The sequence below is a fragment of the Kitasatospora sp. NPDC089797 genome (assembly GCF_040684795.1).
GTDB lineage: Bacteria > Actinomycetota > Actinomycetes > Streptomycetales > Streptomycetaceae > Kitasatospora.
In genome coordinates this window covers 315,930-335,747 of record NZ_JBFBGS010000002.1, presented here as the reverse complement: position 1 = coordinate 335,747, position 19,818 = coordinate 315,930, and the positions used below count along the sequence as shown (strand labels likewise).

17 protein-coding genes are annotated in these 19,818 nt (G+C 73.3%); 8 read left to right on the top strand and 9 right to left on the bottom strand.

Annotated elements, in window-relative coordinates:
- The 4 genes from AB0O91_RS03220 to AB0O91_RS03205 form a co-directional block, all read left to right on the top strand.
- The coding region (locus AB0O91_RS03220) for an alpha/beta hydrolase (protein WP_363427386.1) at positions 1-1,074 on the top strand (1,074 nt) is incomplete at its 5' end.
- On the top strand, positions 1,071-1,598 hold the full coding sequence (locus tag AB0O91_RS03215; protein ID WP_363427385.1) for a hypothetical protein: 528 nt from the start codon (positions 1,071-1,073) through the stop codon (positions 1,596-1,598). The genes AB0O91_RS03220 and AB0O91_RS03215, both read left to right, overlap by 4 nt.
- A gap of 155 nt (positions 1,599-1,753) precedes the next feature.
- Positions 1,754-2,161, top strand: a complete 408-nt coding sequence (locus tag AB0O91_RS03210; protein ID WP_363427384.1) for a hypothetical protein — start codon at positions 1,754-1,756, stop codon at positions 2,159-2,161.
- 3 nt (positions 2,162-2,164) lie between these two features.
- The gene (locus AB0O91_RS03205) at positions 2,165-3,844 is read left to right on the top strand and encodes an alpha/beta hydrolase (RefSeq protein ID WP_363427383.1); all 1,680 of its coding nucleotides are present in this window, start codon (positions 2,165-2,167) and stop codon (positions 3,842-3,844) included.
- 89 nt (positions 3,845-3,933) lie between these two features.
- Here AB0O91_RS03205 and AB0O91_RS03200 read toward each other — a convergent pair whose 3' ends face one another.
- On the bottom strand, positions 3,934-4,827 hold the full coding sequence (locus AB0O91_RS03200) for a LysR family transcriptional regulator (protein WP_363427382.1): 894 nt from the start codon (positions 4,825-4,827) through the stop codon (positions 3,934-3,936).
- A gap of 133 nt (positions 4,828-4,960) precedes the next feature.
- On the opposite strand from AB0O91_RS03200, the gene AB0O91_RS03195 reads away from it, so the two are divergent.
- The 3 genes from AB0O91_RS03195 to AB0O91_RS03185 all read left to right on the top strand — a co-directional run bounded on the left by AB0O91_RS03195 (position 4,961) and on the right by AB0O91_RS03185 (position 7,268).
- The gene (locus AB0O91_RS03195; RefSeq protein ID WP_363427381.1) at positions 4,961-6,007 is read left to right on the top strand and encodes a YncE family protein; all 1,047 of its coding nucleotides are present in this window, start codon (positions 4,961-4,963) and stop codon (positions 6,005-6,007) included.
- Positions 6,008-6,121: 114 nt separating this feature from the next.
- Positions 6,122-6,733, top strand: a complete 612-nt coding sequence (locus AB0O91_RS03190; RefSeq protein ID WP_363427380.1) for a hypothetical protein — start codon at positions 6,122-6,124, stop codon at positions 6,731-6,733.
- A gap of 130 nt (positions 6,734-6,863) precedes the next feature.
- The gene (locus AB0O91_RS03185) at positions 6,864-7,268 is read left to right on the top strand and encodes a YccF domain-containing protein (RefSeq protein ID WP_363427379.1); all 405 of its coding nucleotides are present in this window, start codon (positions 6,864-6,866) and stop codon (positions 7,266-7,268) included.
- A 121-nt stretch (positions 7,269-7,389) separates the two neighbouring features.
- Here AB0O91_RS03185 and AB0O91_RS03180 read toward each other — a convergent pair whose 3' ends face one another.
- The 6 genes from AB0O91_RS03180 to grpE form a co-directional block, all read right to left on the bottom strand.
- On the bottom strand, positions 7,390-7,713 hold the full coding sequence (locus AB0O91_RS03180; RefSeq protein WP_363427378.1) for a hypothetical protein: 324 nt from the start codon (positions 7,711-7,713) through the stop codon (positions 7,390-7,392).
- A gap of 114 nt (positions 7,714-7,827) precedes the next feature.
- Entirely contained in the window at positions 7,828-9,468 is a 1,641-nt protein-coding gene (locus AB0O91_RS03175) for an AMP-binding protein (RefSeq protein ID WP_363427377.1), read from the bottom strand.
- A gap of 140 nt (positions 9,469-9,608) precedes the next feature.
- Positions 9,609-9,848, bottom strand: a complete 240-nt coding sequence (locus AB0O91_RS03170; protein ID WP_363427376.1) for a chaplin — start codon at positions 9,846-9,848, stop codon at positions 9,609-9,611.
- 92 nt (positions 9,849-9,940) lie between these two features.
- Positions 9,941-10,285 (bottom strand): hypothetical protein, encoded by a 345-nt coding sequence (locus AB0O91_RS03165; protein ID WP_363427375.1) that lies wholly within the window; start codon positions 10,283-10,285, stop codon positions 9,941-9,943.
- Positions 10,282-12,852, bottom strand: coding sequence for an Hsp70 family protein (locus tag AB0O91_RS03160; protein WP_363427374.1), 2,571 nt, complete (start codon positions 12,850-12,852; stop codon positions 10,282-10,284). The genes AB0O91_RS03165 and AB0O91_RS03160 overlap by 4 nt, the downstream gene beginning before the upstream one ends.
- A gap of 31 nt (positions 12,853-12,883) precedes the next feature.
- Positions 12,884-13,672 (bottom strand): nucleotide exchange factor GrpE, encoded by a 789-nt coding sequence (gene grpE / locus AB0O91_RS03155; protein ID WP_363427373.1) that lies wholly within the window; start codon positions 13,670-13,672, stop codon positions 12,884-12,886.
- A gap of 39 nt (positions 13,673-13,711) precedes the next feature.
- Between grpE and AB0O91_RS03150 the strand changes: the two genes are divergently transcribed.
- Positions 13,712-14,935, top strand: coding sequence for a transposase (locus AB0O91_RS03150; RefSeq protein WP_363427372.1), 1,224 nt, complete (start codon positions 13,712-13,714; stop codon positions 14,933-14,935).
- Positions 14,936-14,967: 32 nt separating this feature from the next.
- Here AB0O91_RS03150 and AB0O91_RS03145 read toward each other — a convergent pair whose 3' ends face one another.
- Together AB0O91_RS03145 and AB0O91_RS03140 are read right to left on the bottom strand one after the other, a co-directional pair.
- Positions 14,968-15,393, bottom strand: coding sequence for a hypothetical protein (locus AB0O91_RS03145; protein WP_363427371.1), 426 nt, complete (start codon positions 15,391-15,393; stop codon positions 14,968-14,970).
- A 132-nt stretch (positions 15,394-15,525) separates the two neighbouring features.
- Entirely contained in the window at positions 15,526-19,620 is a 4,095-nt protein-coding gene (locus tag AB0O91_RS03140; RefSeq protein ID WP_363427370.1) for a hypothetical protein, read from the bottom strand.
- Positions 19,621-19,818: the final 198 nt, after the last annotated feature.

Here is a 19,818-nt window from a genome sequence, read left to right as displayed (position 1 = left end):
GACCAGCAGCAGCGGATGATCCTCAACCACCCCGACCAGGTCGGCAACCTGGACGGCATCCCCGCCACCGACCGCAACCAGGCCAACCGGATCAACCTGCAGCGCGGCAAGCAGGACATCCAGCACCAGCTCGACGCCCTCGGCCCCGCGCCGAAGCCGACCGAGGGCAACGGCCGGTTCATCCACCCGAACCCCGCCTACACGGACTGGAAGCAGAAGCACGACGACCTGACGGACAAGATGAACGGCATCACCGCCATCGAGAACCGGCTGAACACCAAGGTCGACGCCCAGCACCCGCCGACCTTCCTGCTGGGCTTCGACACCAACGGCAAGGGCCACGCGATCCTCGCGGTCAACAACCCCGACACCGCGGACAACGTCTCGACGTACGTCCCCGGCACCGGCGCCCGGCTCGGCAGCATCAACAGCGACATCAACCGCTCGGACCTGATGGTCGCCTCCGCCGACGACGCCAACCGGAAGGCGGGCGACAAGCGCACCACCTCGTCGATCACCTGGGTCGGCTACGACGCGCCGCAGAACATCATCCCGGAGGCCGCGGACGACACCTACGCGAAGAACGCGGAGTCCAAGCTGGTCGGTTTCGAGAACGGGCTGCACGCCACCCACAACGGGAAGATCGGGAACAACACCATCCTGGCCCACAGCTACGGCACCACGACCGTGGGCTACGCCATGCGCGACCACGGCCTTCCGGTCGACAACGCCGTCCTCATCGCCAGCCCCGGCGCCGGGGTCGAGAACGCCAAGGACCTCCGGATCGACCCGTCCCACGTGTACGCGGCGCAGAGCCCCGCCGACGCGATCGGCTGGGCCGCCGCCACCGACCCCAGCGGGATGGGGGACAACCTCTGGGACAACCTCAAGACCGACTTCGGCTTCGGCGACGGCGACCACCACCTGATGTACGGCCGCCAGACCACCGTCCCCCAGTTCGGCGCGAACGTCATGCCCGTCGACCCCGACGCGGGACACTCCGACTACTGGAACGCCGACTCACCCACTCTGACCGCCATGGGGCAGGTCATCGCCGGAAAGCCGATGCAGTGAGCGCCGACAACCGCACCCCGCCGATCAGGCGGGCCACCGCCGCCGCCACCCTGGCGGTCACGGCGCTGGCCCTGACCGCCTGCGGGGCGAACACCCTCCAGGAGCGGTCGAAGCCGACCATCACCCTGGACCAGGCCAAGACGCAGATCGACGGCTACCTCGCCGATGTCCTGGCCAAACTACCGGTCCGGCCCGCGTCGACGCCGGCCGCGTTCTTCGACCAGGAATGCGACGCCAACGACATCGGCCCGCACGGCCGCCAGCAGACCAGCCGGGGCTACGACTTCGGCGACGTCTCCTCGGACCTCAAGGCCCAGGCCGTGACCGACTACCGCACCTACCTGACCGGTCAGGGCTTCCAGCCGGTCCAGGACCCCCCGGGCCTCCGTGCCGACTGGGTCAGGCTGAAGAACCCGCAGAACGACTTCCTCGCCGTCCTGGACGGGACCTCCGCCTCCGGTCACGACCTCAGCCTCAAGATCAGCTCCCCCTGCCTCTGGCCCACCGGCACGCCGGCCAAGTAGCCCAACTGCCGTTCGGGGCCGTACCTTTACCGAGGTGCGGCCCCTCCGCCCCCGCCCCCGCAGGCTGCCTGCCGGGCCCGGGCGATCCGCTAGCATGCGACGTCGGTTACCGCTCCGACCGGCCCAGCAACCGGTCCGGAACTGACGGGGGACACATGGCAGATCCAGACGTGGGCCTGGAATTCAAGGTCAAGCCGGACGAGTTGGACGGCTGCGGACAGAGCGCCCAGCACATCGGCGGCCTGATACCGGGCGAGACCGCGAAGATCACCGACCCGTGCAACCAGGCCGCCGGCACGCTGCAGGGCTGGCTCACCGCACAGGCGTTGACCGCCTGCGGCACCAGCTGGAAGACCCTGCTGGACAAGCTCGGCGGCGACATGGGCGACGTCGGCGGCAAGCTCGGCGCCTCGGCCACCTACTACCGCCAGGTCGAGCAGGACATCCACACCAACATGATCCACCCGGACACCCCGGTGCCCGCCACCAAGGAGCCGGACCCGTTCGGGACCGTCCTCGTCCCCGGCCCCGTCGGGCCGCGCAGCGCGAAGGCGGCCGAGTAGCCGATGGACATCAAGACCCTGCACGACGCGGACTTCTGCAACCTCGCCATCGCCAAGACCGCCTTCGACACCCTCTCCACCGCCTTCGGCGGGCACGTGGAGAACTGGCAGCACGAGGTCGTCGACCGGCTGCACAACTCCCAGTGGAGCGGCACCGCCGCCGACCACGCCACCACCCGGATCCAGAACCTGCACGACGAACTCCACGCCGCCCAGCAGGAGATCGCCTTGATCAGCCGGGCCCTCCAGGACGCCGGCGAGGGCTTCGCCGCCGCCCAGGCCCACCTGATCAGCGCCCTGGACGACGCCAAGGCCCAGGGGCTCACCGTCGCCGCCGACGGCACGATCACCTGGGACAACAACCCCGACTCGGCCACCTACCTCGGGGACGGCCCGCAGAAGGCCCAGCAGATCCGCGACCGGATCACCGCCGCCGTCACCGAGGCCGACCACGCGGACCGGACGATCAGCAGCCGGCTCGCCCACCTGACCACCAACGCGAGCAACGGCACCGGCCTGGACGCCACGGTGGCGACGAACGACACGGCCGCCGCGAACGCGCTCTCCCAGATCCCCGACACCGGCACCGACCCGAACGCCGTCGCGGCCTGGTGGAACAGCCTCACCGACGAGCAGCAGCACCGGATGGTCCTCAACCACCCGGCACAGATCGGCAACCTCGACGGCATCCCCGCCACCGGCCGGGACCAGGCCAACCGGATCAACCTGGCCCGGGCCAGGACGGACCTCCAGCACCAGTTGGACGGCCTCGGCCCCGAGCCCGACGCGGTGACGGGGACGCCGTACGGGGCCGTCGAGAGTCCGATGCACAAGCTCTGGAAGCAGCAGCACGACGACCTCACCGAGAAGCTGGGCGGCATCGACGCCATCGACAAGCGGCTGAACACCCAGGTCGACGCCGCCCACCCGCCCGCGTACCTGCTGGGCTTCGACACCGACGGCAAGGGCCACGCCATCGTCGCGATCAACAACCCCGACACCGCCGACAACGTGTCGACGTACGTCCCCGGCACCGGGGCCCGGCTCGGCAAGGTCGACGGCGACATCGACCGCTCGGACAAGATGGTCGCCGCCGCCAACGCCGCCAACAGCAAGCGCACCACCTCGTCGATCTCCTGGATCGGCTACGACGCGCCGCAGAAGCTCCTCAGCGAGGCCTCGGACGACCAGTACGCGAAGGACGCCGAGGACAAGCTGCACGGCTTCGAGGTCGGGCTGCACGCCACCCACAACGGGAACATCTCCAACAACACCATCCTCGGCCACAGTTACGGCACCACGACGATCGGCTACACCATGAAGGACAAGGGGCTCCCGGTCGACAACGTCGTGCTCATCGCCAGCCCCGGCGCGGGCGTGGACACCGCCAAGGACCTCCACATCGATCCGTCCCACGTGTACGCGGCGCAGAGCCAGGCCGACATGATCGGCATGGCCGCCGCCATGGACCCCGGCGGGGCGGCGGACAACGCCTGGGACAACCTGAGGGCCGACTTCGGCTTCGACGACGGCGACCACCACCTCATCCACGGCCGCCAGACCACCACCCCCCAGTTCGGCGCGACCGTCCTGCCCACCAACCCCGATGGCGGACACTCCGACTACTGGAACGACGGCTCCCCCACCCTGGCCGCCATGGGCCAGGTGATCGCGGGCAAGTAACCTCAAGGACAAGTGACTTGGGGCCGCACCCGGTACGCCGGGTGCGGCCCTCCACCTGCTCCGGCCACTCCGGCCACACCACCGCCGTCCTACAACTGCTCCGGCCGCACGGCCGCTGCCACGTGCGCCCGGAACCAACGCTGCGCCGGATCGGCCGAGTTGCGCGGATGCCAGGCCATCCCCAGCTCCAGCGGCGGGAGTTCGAGCGGGATCGGGAACGCCCGAAGCCCCAGCGCGGCGAAGGTCTCCGGCAGCCAGTCCGCCATCGCGAGCGTCACCAGGTCGCTGCCCCTGGCCAGCAGCATGGCGCTGGTGTGGCTGGGCACCACCGCCGCGACCCGGCGGTGCAGCCCGCGCTCGGCCAGCGCGGTGTCGATCGGCCCGAGCCGCTTGCCGCGCCGGGAGACCCCGATGTGGTCGGCGGCGGCGAACCGCCGGGCGGTGATCCGCCCCTCGAACAGCGGGTGGCCGGCCCGCGCCACCCCCACCACCGGCGCGGTGACCAGCGGCCGGGTCCGGATCTCCGGGTCCAGTTGCCCGAGCACGCCGATCTCGACGTCCACCTGCCCCTGTCGCAGGGCCGGTCCGCCCTCCACGGTCTCCGGCAGGCACACCACGTCCACCCCGGGGGCCTCGGCCCGGATCCGCCCGATCAGCGGGCCGGCCATCCGGACCAGCACGGCGTCGGTGGTCTGCACGGTGAAGGTCCGTTCCAGGTGCGCCGGGTCGAAGCCCGCCCCGGGCCGCAGCACGTTCTCCGCGGCCCGTATCAAGTCGGCCACCTCCTGGCGGAGTTCGAGCGCCCGCGGGGTCGGCACCAGGCCCTGCCCGGCCCGCACCAGCAGCGGGTCGCCGACCGCGCGGCGCAGCCGGGCCAGCATCCGGCTGACCGCCGCCGGCGAGGTGCCGAGCCGTTCGGCGGCCCGGGTCACGCTGTTCTCCTGGAGCAGGGCGTCCAGCGCCCGCAGCAGGTTGAGGTCCATCTACGGCTCCTGAGCTGCGTCTTCACGCCTGGGGCAAAGATCCCGTGCCGATCCTTGCATGGTTCGGGCGTCGCCGGGCGAGCAGAGTGGAACCGTCCGAGAAACACCCGGCCTTCCCTCCTCAGGAGTCATCGTGCCGAACGACCCCCGCGCCCACCTGACCGGCGACGTCCTCGCCGTCGTCAGCCAGAGCGGCCCGACCGTCTCCTTCTTCGACGCCGCCACCGACGAGCTGCTCGACACCGTCGAGGTCACGGCCGAACCGCACGAGCTGCTGTTCGACCCGACCCAGCGGCTGCTCTGGTGCACCAGCGCGTACCACTCCGGCTACTACAACGCCCACAGCGGCCACGGCACCACGGTGACCGTCCTCGACGCCGACACCCGCCGGATCGTCGAGGTGATCGACCTCGCCCCGGAGCACGGCCCGCACGGGCTGGCCCTGGATCCGGTCCGCGGCCGGCTCTACGTCAGCGTCGAGGCCTCGGCGCAGCGCCCCGGCGGCGTCGTGGTCGTCGACACCGCGACCCGCCGCCCGCTCGGCCGGATCGACACCGACGCCCCCGGCCCGCACTGGTTCGCGATCTCCCCGGACGGGCGCACCGGCTACGCCACCAACAAGGAGGCGCCGTACGTCTCCGTGGTGGACCTCGACCGCGGCACGCTCACCGCCAAGGTGGCCGTCCCCGGCAGCGAGGGCCTGGCCGTCTCCGCCGACGGCTCCCGGGTGTACGTCGGCGGGCCCTACCTCGGCTTCGCCAAGGACGCCGACGCCGAACCCGGCATCCGGGTCATCGACGCCCGCACCACCGCCGTGGTCGAGGTGCTGCCCACCGGCTCCGCCGTCCTGCCGGTCCACCTGACCGCCTCCGGCCGGCTGCTGGTGGGCGAGATCCACGCCACCACCGACCCGGGTTCCCCCCTCGAGGGGAAGGCCCACGGACGGCTCACCGTCTTCTCCGCGGCCACCCACCGCCCGCTCGGCTCCGTCGACGTGGGCACCTTCCCGCTGACCATCACCTCCTCCCCCGACGGCCGGATCGGCTACGTCTCCTCGGCCGTCTCCTCCACCGTCGACGTCATCGACCTCGACACCCTCACCCCGGTCACCCGTCTGGCCCTCCCCAAGCGGGCCGAGCCCGGCGCCCACGGCCTGGCGTACCTCCCCCGCCCGGCCTGACGGCGGCCACCGACTCCGGGCGCGGACCGCGCCCGGAGTCCCGCCGTGCCCGGAGTCTTGTCCCGCCCGGGGAGTGCGCGCATCCTGGGGCACACCGTCGGCCAGGGGGACCCAGTGACGAGACGCAGCCTCCGCGTGTTCTGTTCGGCCGCCGCGCTGACGGCGACGCTCACCGGAGCCACCGCCTGCGAGCCGCTCCCCGACCCCCTCCCGACCCGCCACCCGGTCCCCCTCCCCGCACCGGCCCCGCCGTCCGCCCGGTGGATCGTGGACCTCATCGGCACGCTCAACCTGCCGCCCGGCTGCCCGAAGCCCGATCTGCCGACCCTCGTGGTCCTGGACACCGACGGCCGGGACCGGGCGGTGGCGTTCTGGCCGGTGGACAACCTCGACGTCTGCCACGCCGTGATCAACCACCGCGGCGAGGCGCCCACCACCATCTGGTTCGACACCATCGAGGACCTCGTCCCGCGCACCCCCATGCCGACCGACACCACGCCGGGCCTGGACTCCTACGCCTTCACCGCCTACCGCGGCCCGGTGGAGTCCATCACCGTCGTCGGCGACCCCGACGGCCTCGTCGGCCCGGTCCGGCACCGCACCGTCGACCTCGGCGCCGGCGCACTGGTCACCTTCGCCGCCTACCACTACCGGATCCCGCCCACCGGCCGCCCGCTCTCCTTCTCCCTCTGCACCCCCGACGGCACCTGCCGCGACGCCCACTGACCGCCCGGCGCCGCCGGTCCGCCGCTCCCCGGAACCGACCCTGAACAACCTCCCCTAGGGGGCGTGGACACGCTGGCCACCGGGCACAGCACGGTCGTAGAAGCCCGTCGAACATGAGAAGGTACGGCCCATGAAACCCATCAACTTCGTACTCAATGTCATCTGGCTGCTCTTCTGCGGCATTTGGATGGCCATCGGGTACGCGATCGCCGGAATCATCTGCTGCGTGCTGATCGTGACCATCCCGTTCGGGATCGCCTCGTTCCGGATCGCCGGGTTCATACTGTGGCCGTTCGGGCGGACCACCGTCGAGCGGCGGGACGCCGGGGCCGCGTCCTGCGTCGGGAACGTGATCTGGCTGGTCTTCGCGGGCTGGTGGCTGGCGATCGCGCACCTGGTGACCAGCATCCCGCTGTTCCTGTCGATCATCGGGATCCCCTTCGGCTGGGCCAACCTCAAGATGATCCCGATCTCCCTGATGCCCCTGGGCCGCGAGATCGTCTCGACGGACGAGGCCTGGGGCGCCCGGTACTGAGCCCTGGAGGCCCGGCGACTCGGCCGGGCCCCGGCGTCCACGTCGAAGCCGTCGCCCCGACCAAGAGGTCGGGGCGACGGCTTCGGTGCGTGCCCTGGGTCCGGCGGCCCGGTGAGGCGGGTCAGGAGGCGCAGTAGTAGTTCAGGTTCTGGATGTCCGACTTCAGCTTCTGGGTCCCCGAGCCGCCGTAGGGGTGGGAGTCGACGAAGCTCTGGGCGTCGTCGCGGACGCCCTGCCAGTCGGTGTGGCCGGTCGGGGCGCCCGCGTTGGCGAGGTCGGCGCGGGTCTCCTGGACGGCCTGGCTGCAAGTGCCGGCCCTCGGGGCGGGACCGGGGTGGGTGGGGCCCGCCAGGGCGGGGGTGGCCGGGGAGGCGAGGGCCAGGGCGGCCACCAGGGCGAGTACGGCGTCCGCGAGGTGGGTGCGGACCGGGGTGGGTGTCGTCATGTCGGGACTGTGCGCACACCGACGGTGCGGCATTCCCCGGCGGGCGGTCTTCCACCCGCGCGGGCGAGCGCGTCGGGACGGACCGCGCCCGGACCGGCGGCGCACGCCCCGGCCTCACCGCCCCGGGAGGTCGAGGATCCGGACCGCCATCTCGCGCATCTCCACCTTGCGGATCTTGCCGGTGACCGTCATCGGGAACTCCTCGACCACGTGCACGTAGCGCGGCACCTTGACGTGGGCCAGCCGCCCGGCGCAGTAGGCCGCCACCGCCTCCGCGGTGAGCGGTTCGGCGCCCTCGCGCATCCGGATCCAGGCCATCAGCTCCTCCCCGTACTTGCGGTCGGGGACGCCGATCACCTGGACGTCGAGGACGTCCGGGTGGGCGTGCAGGAACTCCTCGATCTCGCGCGGGTAGAGGTTCTCCCCGCCGCGGATCACCATGTCCTTGATCCGCCCGGTGATGGCGAGGTAGCCGTCCTCGTCCATCACCGCGAGGTCCCCGGTGTGCATCCAGCGGGCCGCGTCGACGGCCTCGGCGGTGCGCTCGGGCTCGTCCCAGTAGCCGAGCATCACGGAGTAGCCGCGGGTGCACAGCTCGCCGGGTTCGCCGCGCGGGACGGTGCGGCCGGTGGCCGGGTCGACGACCTTGACCTCCAGGTGCGGGCCGACCCGGCCGACGGTGGAGACCCGGCGTTCCACCGGGTCGTCGGTGCGGGTCTGGGTGGAGACCGGCGAGGTCTCGGTCATGCCGTAGCAGATGGACACCCCCGCCATGCCCATCCGCTCGATGACCTCCTTCATCACCTCGGTCGGGCAGGGCGAGCCCGCCATGATGCCGGTGCGCAGGCTGGAGAGGTCGTAGCGGTCGAAGTCCGGGTCGGCGAGTTCGGCGATGAACATGGTCGGCACCCCGTACAGCGAGGTGCAGCGCTCGGCGGCGACCGCGGCCAGGGTGGCACCGGGGTCGAAGGAGGGGGCCGGGATGACCGTGCAGGCGCCGTGCGAGGTGGCGGCCAGGTTGCCCATGACCATCCCGAAGCAGTGGTAGAAGGGCACCGGCACGCAGATCCGGTCCTGCTCGGTGTAGTTGAGCAACTCGCCCACGAAGTAGCCGTTGTTGAGGATGTTGTGGTGCGAGAGAGTGGCGCCCTTGGGGAAGCCGGTGGTGCCCGAGGTGTACTGGATGTTGATCGGGTCGTCCGGGGCCAACTCGCCCTGCCGGGCGGCGAGGAGGGCCGGGTCGGCGGCGCGGCCGGCCGTCAGCGCCGCGTCCCAGGCGGGGCCGCCGATCAGCAGCACCTGCTCCAACCCGGCGCAGCGCGGCCGGACTTCACCGATCATCCCGGCATAGTCCGAGGTCTTGAAGCGCTCGGCCGCGACCAGCAGCCGGATCCCGGCCTGGTTCAGCACGTACTCCAACTCGTGCACCCGGTAGGCCGGGTTGACGGTGACCAGGATCGCGCCGAGCTTGGCGGTGGCGTACTGGGTGAGCGTCCACTCGGCGCAGTTGGGGGCCCAGATGCCGACCCGGTCGCCCTTGGCGATCCCCAGCTGCAGCAGGCCGAGGGCCAGCGCGTCGACGTCGGCGGCGAGTTGGGCGTACGTCCAGCGGCGGCCGGTGGGGCGGTCGACCAGCGCGTCCCGGTCGGGGAAGGCGCGCACCGCGCGGTCCAGGTTCTCCCCGATGGTGTCGCCCAGCAGCGGGACGTTCGCGGTGCCGGAGGCGTAGCTGCGCGGGGCGGGCGGTGTCGGCACGGGCGGGCTCCTGGGTGCGGCGGTGCGGGGCAGAGGACCATGCTCGCGGTCCCGGGCCCGCGCCGCCACCCCCGAACGGGGGTACGACACGGCGCCGGGGCCGCCCGTCTGGTTCGACGGACGGCCCCGGCGCGCGCGGGTCAGTAGTTGATGCAGGTGTTGCCGAAGGCCGGGTTCAGCAGCGAGATGACCCCGATCGTGTTGCCGCAGACGTTGGCCTCGAGGTTGATCGGGATCTGGATCTGGTTGCCCGACAGGACGCCCGGCGAGCCGAACGCGACACCGTTGGCGGTCGCGCTCCCAGCGGCGGCGGTGCCGGCACCGGCGAGCACGGCCACCGCGGCGAGCGCGGTGGCGGCGATGGTGGTGCGAATACGCATTGCGTCACTCCTTGTGAGGGTGGCGAACATCCGTGTGACGATCACACTCGCACCGATCGAAACCGACGGCAGTCCGGGAGCCCCCGGATTGGTCAATCCGGGGGCGTGTCGCCCTCCCGACCCCGGTCGACCGACGATCCGGCGGGGCCGCCGACCCCGGCCACGCTCAGTGATTCCAGCAGCTCCCGGGCCGGATCGAGCCCCGGTTCGGTCTCCAGCGCCCGGTGCAGCAGGCCGAGCGCCAGCGGCCCGTCACCGGCCGCCAGGGCCTCCAGTGCCCGGTTGTAGTCGATCCGGGCGGCGTAACGCAGCCGGAACAGCACGCCCAGGTCCTCCCGGCAGGACGGGCAGCCCAGCGACTGCCGGTCCGCCGGGACCTTGCACAGCGGGCAGAGGACGTCCAGCGGAGTCACGGTGCCCGGCGTCACGGTGCTCATCGCGGACCGGCCTCCTCCGGGCGGACCGGCCCGAGCGACTCGGCGGTCGGCTCGCTGCCCAGTTCCCGCTGCGCCTGCGCGTAGAGCGCCAGCAGGTTCGACATGTGGCGGTTGACGTCCTCCATGTTGGGCGCCTCCACCGCCTCGTCCAGCCCGCGCAGCTCCGCCATGATCCGCTGGGCCAGGGCCGGCGAGACCATGTTCTGGTTGACGTAGACGTTGCACATGGTGAGCATCCGGAAGGTGTGCCCGAGCGAGTCGCACAGCTCGTCCGCCTTCTGGGCGGCGCGCATCGCGCCCTCCCAGTCCGCCGCCTCCCGGCGCAGCCGCAGCTCGGCGGCGACCGAGCGCAGCCGGTCGAGGTCGCTCGGGTCCAGGTGCTTCTCGCAGTAGTGGATGAACAGGCTCAGGTACGCCTCCGAGCCGCGCACCCAGCGCTGGGCCTTGAGCTGGCGCTGCGCCCGCTCCAGCGCCTCGTCCACCGACCGGCCGCGGGTCTGCCCGGCGGCGAGGTCGTCCAGGGTGTCCATCAGCCGCTGGGCCTCGCGCCGCTCGGCCTCGGTGAGCTCGCCGCCCCAGCGGTCGGTGAAGGACTCGATCTGCCGCTGCTGCTCCTCGACCTGCACCTTCAGCTCGGGGTCGAGGGTGACCCGCTCCAGCTTGACGGTCTTCTCGGCGCCGCCCTGGATCCGGACGGACAGCGTGACGGTGCGGTCCCGGTCCAGGCCGAAGGCGACCTCCACCGGGGTGCGGCCGCCGAGGCCCTCGGGCAGCCGCAGGGTGAGGTGGCCGATCAGCTCGTTCTGCTGGGCGACCTCGTGCTCGCCCTCGTAGACCGCGACCTCCAGGCGCTGGCGGCCGCTGCCGGAGACCACGAACTCCCGGCTGACCGGTGAACCGGTCGGGTAGCTGGTGTTCTTGGGGATGATGACCGCCAGCCGGCCGTCGTTGAGCTCGATGCCGAGGTTCTTCGGGGTGATGTCGAAGGGGTTGGTGATCTGCATCAACTCGCCGCAGCTCGCGCAGGTTTCGGTGCCGGGCGGGTTGACCACCGCGCAGGAGCCGCAGCGCAGGCCGACGTCCTCGGCCGCGGTGGAGTCCGCCCTGGTGTGGCCGGGGGCGGCCGAACCGAGTGCCTCGCCGCACAGTTCGCAGGCGGTGACGCCGGGGGCGGCCGGGGTGCCGCACTGCGGGCAGTTGCCGCCGCGCAGCACGGTGGTGGCCTGCGACGGCCGGGGGGCGCCCGCCCCGGCGGCGGCCGAACCGGCCATCGAGCCGGCGCACTTGGGGCAGTCGGCGGCAGCCGGGTCGACCGGGATGTGGCAGGTCGGACAGGAGATCCGCTCGCCGCCGAGCAGCGAGGTGGCGCAGTTGGCGCAGTTGGAGGCGGAGAGGTCACCGGGGGCCCGGCACTCCGGGCACTCCACCTCGCCGACCAGGGCGGACTGCGCGGCCGCGCCGAGCGCCACGCACTGCATCGGGTTGACGCCGCGCTTGATCCGGCGCGGGCCGAACACCTCGCCGAGCCGCCGTTCGACCAGCGGGATCGCGGTCGAGCCGCCGACCAGCACCACCTCGTCGATGTCCCCGACGGTCAGGTTGGCCTGCATGATGGCCTTGTGGGTGAGCTCGATGGTCCGCTCGATCTGGGCCTCGATCAGCTCCTCGAAGCGGGCCCGTTCGAACTCCGTCTCCAGCACCAACTGGCCGGCCCCCAGGCCCGGCAGGATGACCTCGGAGGCCTCCTGGTTGGACAGCTCGATCTTGACGGTCTCGGCGGTGGCGGCGATCTTCGGGCGGTCGCGCAGGTCGGGCTGGTAGTCCGCGCCGTACTCCTCGCGGATGTCCTCCAGCAGCGCGCCGGTGATCGCGCGGTCGAAGTCGTCGCCGCCCAGCAGGTTGTCGCCCTCGATGCCGAGCACCGAGACCGAGCCGGGCACCAGCAGCAGGATGGAGATGTCGAAGGTGCCGCCGCCGAGGTCGTAGACCAGGACGGTCCGGCCGTCCTCGCCCGCGTCGGTGGTGAGCCCGTACGCGAGCGAGGCGGCGGTCGGCTCGTTGATGATCCGCAGCACGTGCAGGCCGGCCATCCGGCCCGCCTCCTGGGTGGCGGCGACCTGCCGCTCGCCGAAGTAGGCGGGGACGGTGATGACGGCCCGGTGGAAGGGCTCGCCGATGCGCTGCTCTGCGTCCTGCTTGAGCCGGTGCAGGATGATCGCGGAGATCTCGATCGGGGTGTAGGAGCGGCCGTTGAACCAGACGTTGACGTCCCCGTCGGTGCCCGCGGTGACCTTGTAGTCGATGTCCTTGAGCGCGGCCTGGACCTGCTGGTCCTTGAACTTGCGGCCCATGAACCGCTTCACCGAGCGGATCACGTTGGCGCCGTCGATGGCGATCCGGCTGCGCGCGGTCGAGCCCACCAGCAGCTCGCCCTTGCGGCCGCTGCCGACCACGGAGGGCGTGGCCTCCTGGTTCTGGCGGTTGAAGATGATCTCCGGCGCGCCCCGGCGCAGGTGCGCCACCACGGAGTTGGTGGTGCCCAGGTCGATGCCGAGTGTGCGGTACATGTCGTTCCCCTCTTGCCCCTCGTGGTCCTGGCTACTTCTTGCGCTTGGCCCGCTTGGCCGGGCGGCCGGTCGCCCTCACCTGCCGCCGGGCCCGGGGCGGAACGGACCGGGCGACGGGCTCGGCGGACTTCTCGGATTCGGCGGATCCGGGCTCCACGGTCGAGGCGGGCCCCGCGGATTCGGCAGAATCGGCGGATCCGGGCTCCACGGTCGAGGCGGGCTCAGCGGGTTCGGCGCGCTCCACCGTCGAGGCGGATCCGGCGGGCGCGCCGGATCCGGCTGCCCCGGCCGCCCCGGCCGGTACGACCCGCGGGTCGCCCGCCGGCGGCAGCGCGGACTCCGGTGCGGCCACCACCACCTGGGCCCGGCGCAGCACCTCCTGCTCCCAGAAGAAGCCGGTCACCACCGTCTGCAGCACGGTCTCCGGCGCCACGCCCGGCCGGACCTCGGTGCCGACGATCTCGGTCAGCGCCGGGTCCGCCGCCAGCCCCTCCAGCCGCATCGGTTTCACCCCCGCCCTGGCGAGCCGGCCGAGCAGCCGTCGACGGGTCGCCTCCAGCCCCGCGCCGCGGCCGTGGGCGACCAGCTCGCGGTCCAGGCCGAGGGCGGCGAGCGCGTCGTCCACCTCGACCAGTACGCCCAGCAGGTCCCGCTGGGCGGCCCGGGCCTGCTGCTTCTGCTCGGCCAGCTTGCTTCCCAACAGGGAGGCCCGGAACAGCAGTTGGGTGAACCTGACCTCCAGGTCGACGGACTCGACCCCCGGCGGGACCTCCAGCGGCCGGTGGCCGGCGAGCGGGGAGGCGGTCGGTGCGTCGGTCATCAGACCTCCTTCGCAAATTGACGACATATCATGTAATGCGTGACGACCTCCCCGGTGAAGCGGGCATACAAGTTCCGCTTCTATCCGACCGACGCGCAAGCAGCTGAGCTGTCGCGCACGTTCGGGTGCGTGAGGAAGGTCTACAACATGGCGCTCGCGGCCCGCACGGAGGCGTGGATCCTGCGCCAGGAGCGGGTGGGTTACAACGCAACGTCGGCGATGCTGACGCAGTGGAAGAAGTCCGAGGAGCTCGCGTTCCTCTCCGAAGTCTCCTGCGTGCCGCTCCAGCAGGCCCTGCGCCACCTGCAAGGGGCGTTCTCCAACTTCTGGCAGAAGCGGGCGAGATATCCGCGGTTCAAGTCGAAGAAGCGATCCCGTGACAGCGCCGAGTACACCACGTCCGCGTTCCGGTACCGGGGCGGACGTCTCACCCTGGCGAAGATGGCCGATCCGTTGGACATCGTGTGGTCCCGTCCGCTGCCCGAAGGGCAATCGCCGTCCACGGTGACGGTCAGCCGGGACGCGGCGGGTCGGTGGTTCGTCTCGTTGCTGTGCGACGATCCGGCCGTCGGACCACTGCCCGCCGCGGGTACGGCGGTGGGGATCGATGCCGGGATCATCTCCCTGGTGACACTCTCCACCGGAGAGAAAGTCACCAACCCCAAGCACGAACGCCGCGACCGCGAGCGGCTGGCCAGAGCCCAGCGGGAGCTCTCCCGCAAGGTCCAGGGCTCGGCCAACCGGGAGAAGGCCTGCGGGAAGGTCGCCCGGATCCACGCGAGGATCGCCGACCGACGCAGGGACTTCCTGCACAAGCTCACTACCCGACTCGTCCGCGAAAACCAAACGGTCGTGATCGAGGACCTCACGGTCCGCAACCTGCTCAAGAACAGAACGCTGGCCCGCGCCATCAGCGACGCGAGCTGGACCGAGCTCCGGACCATGCTGACGTACAGATGCGCCTGGTACGGCCGTGACCTGGTCATCATCGACCGGCGGTTCCCCAGTTCCAAGCTGTGCTCGGCCTGCGGAGCCATCCGCGACACCATGCCCTTGAACGTCCGCGCATGGGCGTGCGACTGCGGCGCAGTCCACGACCGGGATGTCAACGTGGCACGCAACATCCTGACCGCCGGACTGGCGGTTGCCGCCGGTGGAGACGGTGTAAGACCTCAACGGAGCACTCCGGGCGGGCAGTCGTCGGTGAAGCAGGAAGTCGTCCCACCGCAGCGCATCCGCGCGGCGGCTCAGCCGCGAGGCTGAGGGGGAATCCCCTCCCACGGGAGGGGAGGAAGTCAATCGGGGACCTCGATCTGCGGCAGCACGGACAGGTCGGCCGCGTAGCGGGCGGGCACGGGCGGTTCGGGGTCGGCCCCGCCGGGGGCGGGCTCGGCGAAGTCGGCGGCCAGCTCGGCCCGGTGCAGCGCCAGCAGGGCCGGGGCCGAGGGCGGCCCGGCGGGCCCGGACACCGGCAGGGGCTCGGCGAGCGCGGGGGCCAGCAGGTCGGCGGCCTGGTCCACCGGCCCGGGCGGCAGCGGCAGTTGGAGGTCCACCTCCAGGCGCCGGTCCGGGTTGCGGAGCAGCGCCGCGGCGTCCTGGATCTGCTGGCGGCTGTACCGGCCCGCCTTCAGCGCCTTCCCGACCGAGAGGTTGATCTCACGCGTCCCGGCCGTGAGCGGGACGCCCAGGACCTCGTACGGCGACGGTTCGTGCAGTGGCATGGCGGGCGGTCTCTCTCCTCACGGCTCATACGGGACAGCGGGGTTGACGCGGACGCTGCGCGGGCCCGGCGGGCCGGGCCCGCGCACCGGCTACGACGACGACGGCCGCCCGGCGGTTGCCGGGACGGCCCGTCAGCGGCGGCCGAGCTTGTTGATCCGGGCGGCCAGGTCGTGCAGCTCGGTGCTGCGGGGGTTGTACTGGAGGGCCATCTCGACCGCCCCCCGGGCCTCCTGGTAACTGCCCGCATTGGCCAGGGCGACGGCGTAGGAGCGCAGGACGATGCCGAGATCGGCCTTGAGCCCGGTGATGTCCTCCGGGGCGGTGGCGAGTTCGAGCGCCTCCCGCAGCAGGGCCACCGCCTCCCGGTAGAAGCGCTCCTCGAAGAAGGCGACCGCCCGGCTGCGCCAGACGTTGACCATCAACCCGCGGATCTCGGGCGAGTCGTCGTAGGACCGGGCCTTGTGGAGCACGGCGGCCTGCTCCTGGAAGGTGCTCTGCTGCATGGTGTCGATGACGTGGTTGGCGAGCATCACCGAGATCCGGCGGTCCGCCTCGCTCCCGGCGTCGCCCTCCCAGTCCGGGTCCATCAGGAGTGCCTGGAGCATCCGGCCGGTGGCGCGGTCGGGCTCGTCGGCGAAGGCGGCGGAGCGGGCGAGCTGGCGCAGCACGAAGGCCAGGCCCCGGCGGTTCTCCGGGTCGGCGTCGAGGTCGACCAGCCGCTGCCACAGCTCGACGGCCTCGATCAGCTCCGCGTCGGAGGCGTCGACCCGGCTGAGCTCGCTGGCCCGGTTGCCGAGCGCGGCGCGGAGGAAGCGCAGGGCGGTCGGGTCGTCCGGGACGAGGTCGAGGCCCTTTCCGACCAGCTCGATGGCCCGCCGGTAGTCCTTGTCCTCGTTGTTGATCTTGCGGGCCCACTGGGCGTAGGTCGCGCCGAGGTCGCCGCGCACCTCCGGATCGTCCGGGGCCAGTGCGAAGGCCTTCTCGAGCAGCTCGGCCGCGCCCGGCTGGTCGTCCTCGCTGCTCTTCAGCAGGGCGCGGGCGGCCCGGACGCCGGACTCGGCGGCGATCCGGGCGGCGTCGGCGGGCAGCACCGCGCCCGGGACGGCCCCGGCCCGGGTCAGGCAGTCCAGCGCCTCGCGCCAGTCCTGGTGGCGGTGGTGCTCCCGGGCCTGGCTGACCAGCGCCGCACCGAGCAGGTGCTGCCAGGGCCGGTCGCGCCGGGCCTCGGGCACCGCGTCCAGCCCGGCGACGGCGGCGGCCGGCCGGCCCTGGAGCAGCAGGTAGCGCTGGGCGCCGAGCCCGTCGAACACCTCGAGGGCCGGGGCCGGCGGGCGCCCGTCCGGGCCGGACGGCCCCCGGACGTCGGTCAGCGCCTCGTCGAAGGCCCGCCCCCAGCCGGGGAGTCCGGGCTGCGCTCCGAGCAGTCGGTGCAGCGTGGGGCCGAGCACCAGGCGGCGGGCCGGGCGGCCGGGCACCGCGATCATCACGTCCTGCCCGGCGAGGGCGTCGGCGGCGTGCACCTCGATGCCGAGCCGCAGCGTCCAGGCGTCGACCTCGTCACCGCTGCGCCCGGCGGCCCGGTCGAGGCCGCGGAGGTCCTCGCGGAGGCGGTCGACGAGCGCGGTCCGGGCGGCCGCCGTCCGCTGCGGCTCGGCCTCCCGGCCGGTGATCCGGGCGGTCTCGGACCACAGCTCCGAGCGGTGCAGGGCGGCCACCAGGCAGCCGAGGGTCCAGGCCCAGGCCTCCTGGTCGTCGCCGCCGACGGCGTGCCGGTAGCCGGCCAGGCCGAGGGCGTGCAGCAGCCGGGGGTGGGCCGGGTCCTTGAGCAGGAGGTCCCGGTAGGCCAGGTAGGCCTCGCGGTGCCGGCCCTCGGCGGCGTGCTGGTGGGCCTCGTGCTCGGCGAGCGGCACCAGCGCGGCGGCGGCCTGCGGGTGGGCGGGGACGAGGGCGAGGGCCTGGCGCAGGTCGCCGGCCGCCCGGCCGGGCTGTCCGGCGGCGAGGGCGGCGCCGGCCCGGCGGACCAGGACGGCGGCCCGGGCCGGGTGGGCGTCCTCCGGGAGTTCGGCCAGGGCCTCGTCGAGACGGCCGAGTTCGGCGTGCAGCAGGGCGAGGTCCAGCCGGACGGGGGCGGCGGCGGGGCTGTCGCCGAGTGCCCCGGCCCAGGCGGCCAGGACGGGTTCGGCCAGTTCGGGGGTGCCGGCCCGGCGGGCGCAGAGCAGGACGGCGCGCAGGGCGGGGCCGGCGCAGGGTATGCAGCGCGGCGAGCCGGCTCCGGCGGGGGCCGGCAGGTGGTCGGCGCAGGCCTCACGGCCGCAGCCGCCGCAGGCGCCGGTGGCGGGGCGGGGGCAGGAGGCGCACGCCCCGACGGGCGCCGCGGCGGGGCCGGGTGCGGCGAGGAAGTGGCGGTACCAGTCCAGCGCGGCGCCCCAGTTGCCGGCCCGTTCGGCGAGCACGGCGCGCAGCCGGGCGAGCGCCGGGTCGCCGGCCGGGTCGGGGTCGAGCGGGCCGAGCAGGGCGATGGTCTGGACCGGACGGCCCGCCAGCAGGGCGGCGGCGGCCAGGTGGTAGCGGTCCCGGGGCGCGGCGGCGGGGTCCAGCAGCGCGGCGACCGGTTCGGTGCGGCCCCCGGCGAGGGCGAGCGCGGCGCGCAGCCGGGACTGCCGGTGGGTGAGCGCGCCGGGCAGGGTGTCGGCCAGGGCGAGGGCGGTGGCGGCGGCGTCCCGTGCGTCGGCCCGGTCCCGGCCGGTGACCAGCAGGTGGGCGGCCTCGCGCAGGGCGGCCTCGCGCAGCGCGGCCCGGTAGCCGGCCGCGGCGGGGTGTTCGGCGGCGGCCCGCTGCCAGTGGGCGCGGGCGGCGGCCGGGTCGGTGGCCAGCGCGGCCCGGGCGAGTCGGTCGCGGGCCAGGGCCTGCCGGCCGTGCAGTTCGGGGTCGTCCAGCGGCTCCCAGCGGGCCAGGGCGCCGGCCGGGTCGTCGGTGCGGGCGAGCGCGAGGCCGTGGTGGTAGGCGGCGATCCGGCTCCAGCGGGAGTCCGGTTCGGTGTCGGCCTCGGCGCGCAGGACCGGTTCGGCCTCGGCGGCCCGGCCGGCGGCGGTCAGGGCGGCGCCGAGTCGGACCCGGGCGGGGCGCCAGTCGGGGGCGTGGCCGAGGCCGGCCCGGTAGTCGGCGGCGGCCTCGGCGGGCCGCGCGGCCCGCTCGTGGACCAGGGCCAGGCCGAACCGGGCCGGGGCGTAGGAGGGTTGGACGGTCAGGGCGGCGGTGAACTGCTCCCGGGCCCGGTCGTCGGCGCCGAGCAGCAGGGCGAGCCGGCCGAGGGCGTAGCGCGGCCGGGGGTCACCGGGGCTCTCGGTGGCGGCGGCGGCGAGGTCGGCCCAGGCGGCGTCGGTGGCGCCGAGCCGCTGCCGGGCCAGGCCGCGGAAGAGCAGGCTGTCGGTGCGCAGGGCCGGGCCGCGGCCCCACGGGGAGGGTTCGCCGGGGCCGCGGCGCAGCGCCTCGTCGAAGGCGGCGACGGCCGGTTCGTCCCGGTGCAGGGTGAACAGCCGGGCGCCCCAGCGGAACCAGAGTTCACCGCTGCCGGCGGGGGCGGCCGCGGCGAGCAGCGGCTCGGTCTCGGCGGCCCGGTCGGTGGTCTGCAGCAGGGCGGCGCGGGCGAGCACCGGCCAGTCCTGGCCGGGCAGCGCGGCGAGGGCGGCGGCGGTGATGCGCTCGCGCTGTTCGGGGCTGCCCTCCCGGCAGAGCTGCTGGAGTTGCTGGCGGGTGCGGGTGGCGGTGTCGGCCTCCGCGCCGGGTTCGGCGCCGGTGGCAGTGGCCCGCAGGAAGGCGAGCAGCGGGGCGAGTTCGCCGTTCGGGGAGCGCAGTTGTTCGTCGGCGAGGCGTTGCAGGCTCCACCGGGGCAGGTGCCGGGCGGGGTCGGTGAGCAGCGGGAAGGCCTCGCGGTAGAGGGCGAGGGTGGCCTGCTGGTCGCCGGTGGGGATGGTGGCCTCGGCCTGGCCGAGCAGGGCGAGGCCGCGCTGGGGGCCCAGTTCGGCCGGCCCGGTGGCGAGTCGGCGGGCCAGTCGGGCGTAGCGGCGGCGGGCCTGCGGGGCCTTGCCGGCCGTGAGCTGTTCGGCGGCCGCGGCGAGGGCCCTGGTGACTCCGGCCGCGTCCAGGGTCGTTCGTCCACGGGCGAGCGCGAAGACCGTCACCGCGGCCAGTGCCGCCACGATCAGCAGCACCGCGATCAGCAGCATGCACCGTCCCCCTGTGCGTCGAAGCCGTCCCACCCAATGATCAACATTCCCCGTACGACCATGAGTTGACGTGATGTCGTGATGTTGCTCGGGCGCCCATCAGAATAGGCCCTCGCCGGGCCGCCGAACAGGAAGGAGCACTATCCTGGGCAGCGCGCGGGCTGCGCGACGGCCGCGCGTCCACAGTGGTGAGGAAGC

What these genes read in the sequence shown, in the direction of transcription:
- AB0O91_RS03210 (WP_363427384.1), top strand. Translation starts at nt 1,754, where the DNA reads ATGGCAGATCCAGACGTGGGCCTGGAATTCAAGGTCAAGCCGGACGAG.
- AB0O91_RS03205 (WP_363427383.1), top strand. Translation starts at nt 2,165, where the DNA reads ATGGACATCAAGACCCTGCACGACGCGGACTTCTGCAACCTCGCCATC.
- AB0O91_RS03200 (WP_363427382.1), bottom strand. Translation starts at nt 4,827, where the DNA reads ATGGACCTCAACCTGCTGCGGGCGCTGGACGCCCTGCTCCAGGAGAAC.
- AB0O91_RS03185 (WP_363427379.1), top strand. Translation starts at nt 6,864, where the DNA reads ATGAAACCCATCAACTTCGTACTCAATGTCATCTGGCTGCTCTTCTGC.
- AB0O91_RS03180 (WP_363427378.1), bottom strand. Translation starts at nt 7,713, where the DNA reads ATGACGACACCCACCCCGGTCCGCACCCACCTCGCGGACGCCGTACTC.
- AB0O91_RS03170 (WP_363427376.1), bottom strand. Translation starts at nt 9,848, where the DNA reads ATGCGTATTCGCACCACCATCGCCGCCACCGCGCTCGCCGCGGTGGCC.
- AB0O91_RS03165 (WP_363427375.1), bottom strand. Translation starts at nt 10,285, where the DNA reads ATGAGCACCGTGACGCCGGGCACCGTGACTCCGCTGGACGTCCTCTGC.
- AB0O91_RS03160 (WP_363427374.1), bottom strand. Translation starts at nt 12,852, where the DNA reads ATGTACCGCACACTCGGCATCGACCTGGGCACCACCAACTCCGTGGTG.
- grpE (WP_363427373.1), bottom strand. Translation starts at nt 13,672, where the DNA reads ATGACCGACGCACCGACCGCCTCCCCGCTCGCCGGCCACCGGCCGCTG.
- AB0O91_RS03145 (WP_363427371.1), bottom strand. Translation starts at nt 15,393, where the DNA reads ATGCCACTGCACGAACCGTCGCCGTACGAGGTCCTGGGCGTCCCGCTC.
- AB0O91_RS03140 (WP_363427370.1), bottom strand. Translation starts at nt 19,620, where the DNA reads ATGCTGCTGATCGCGGTGCTGCTGATCGTGGCGGCACTGGCCGCGGTG.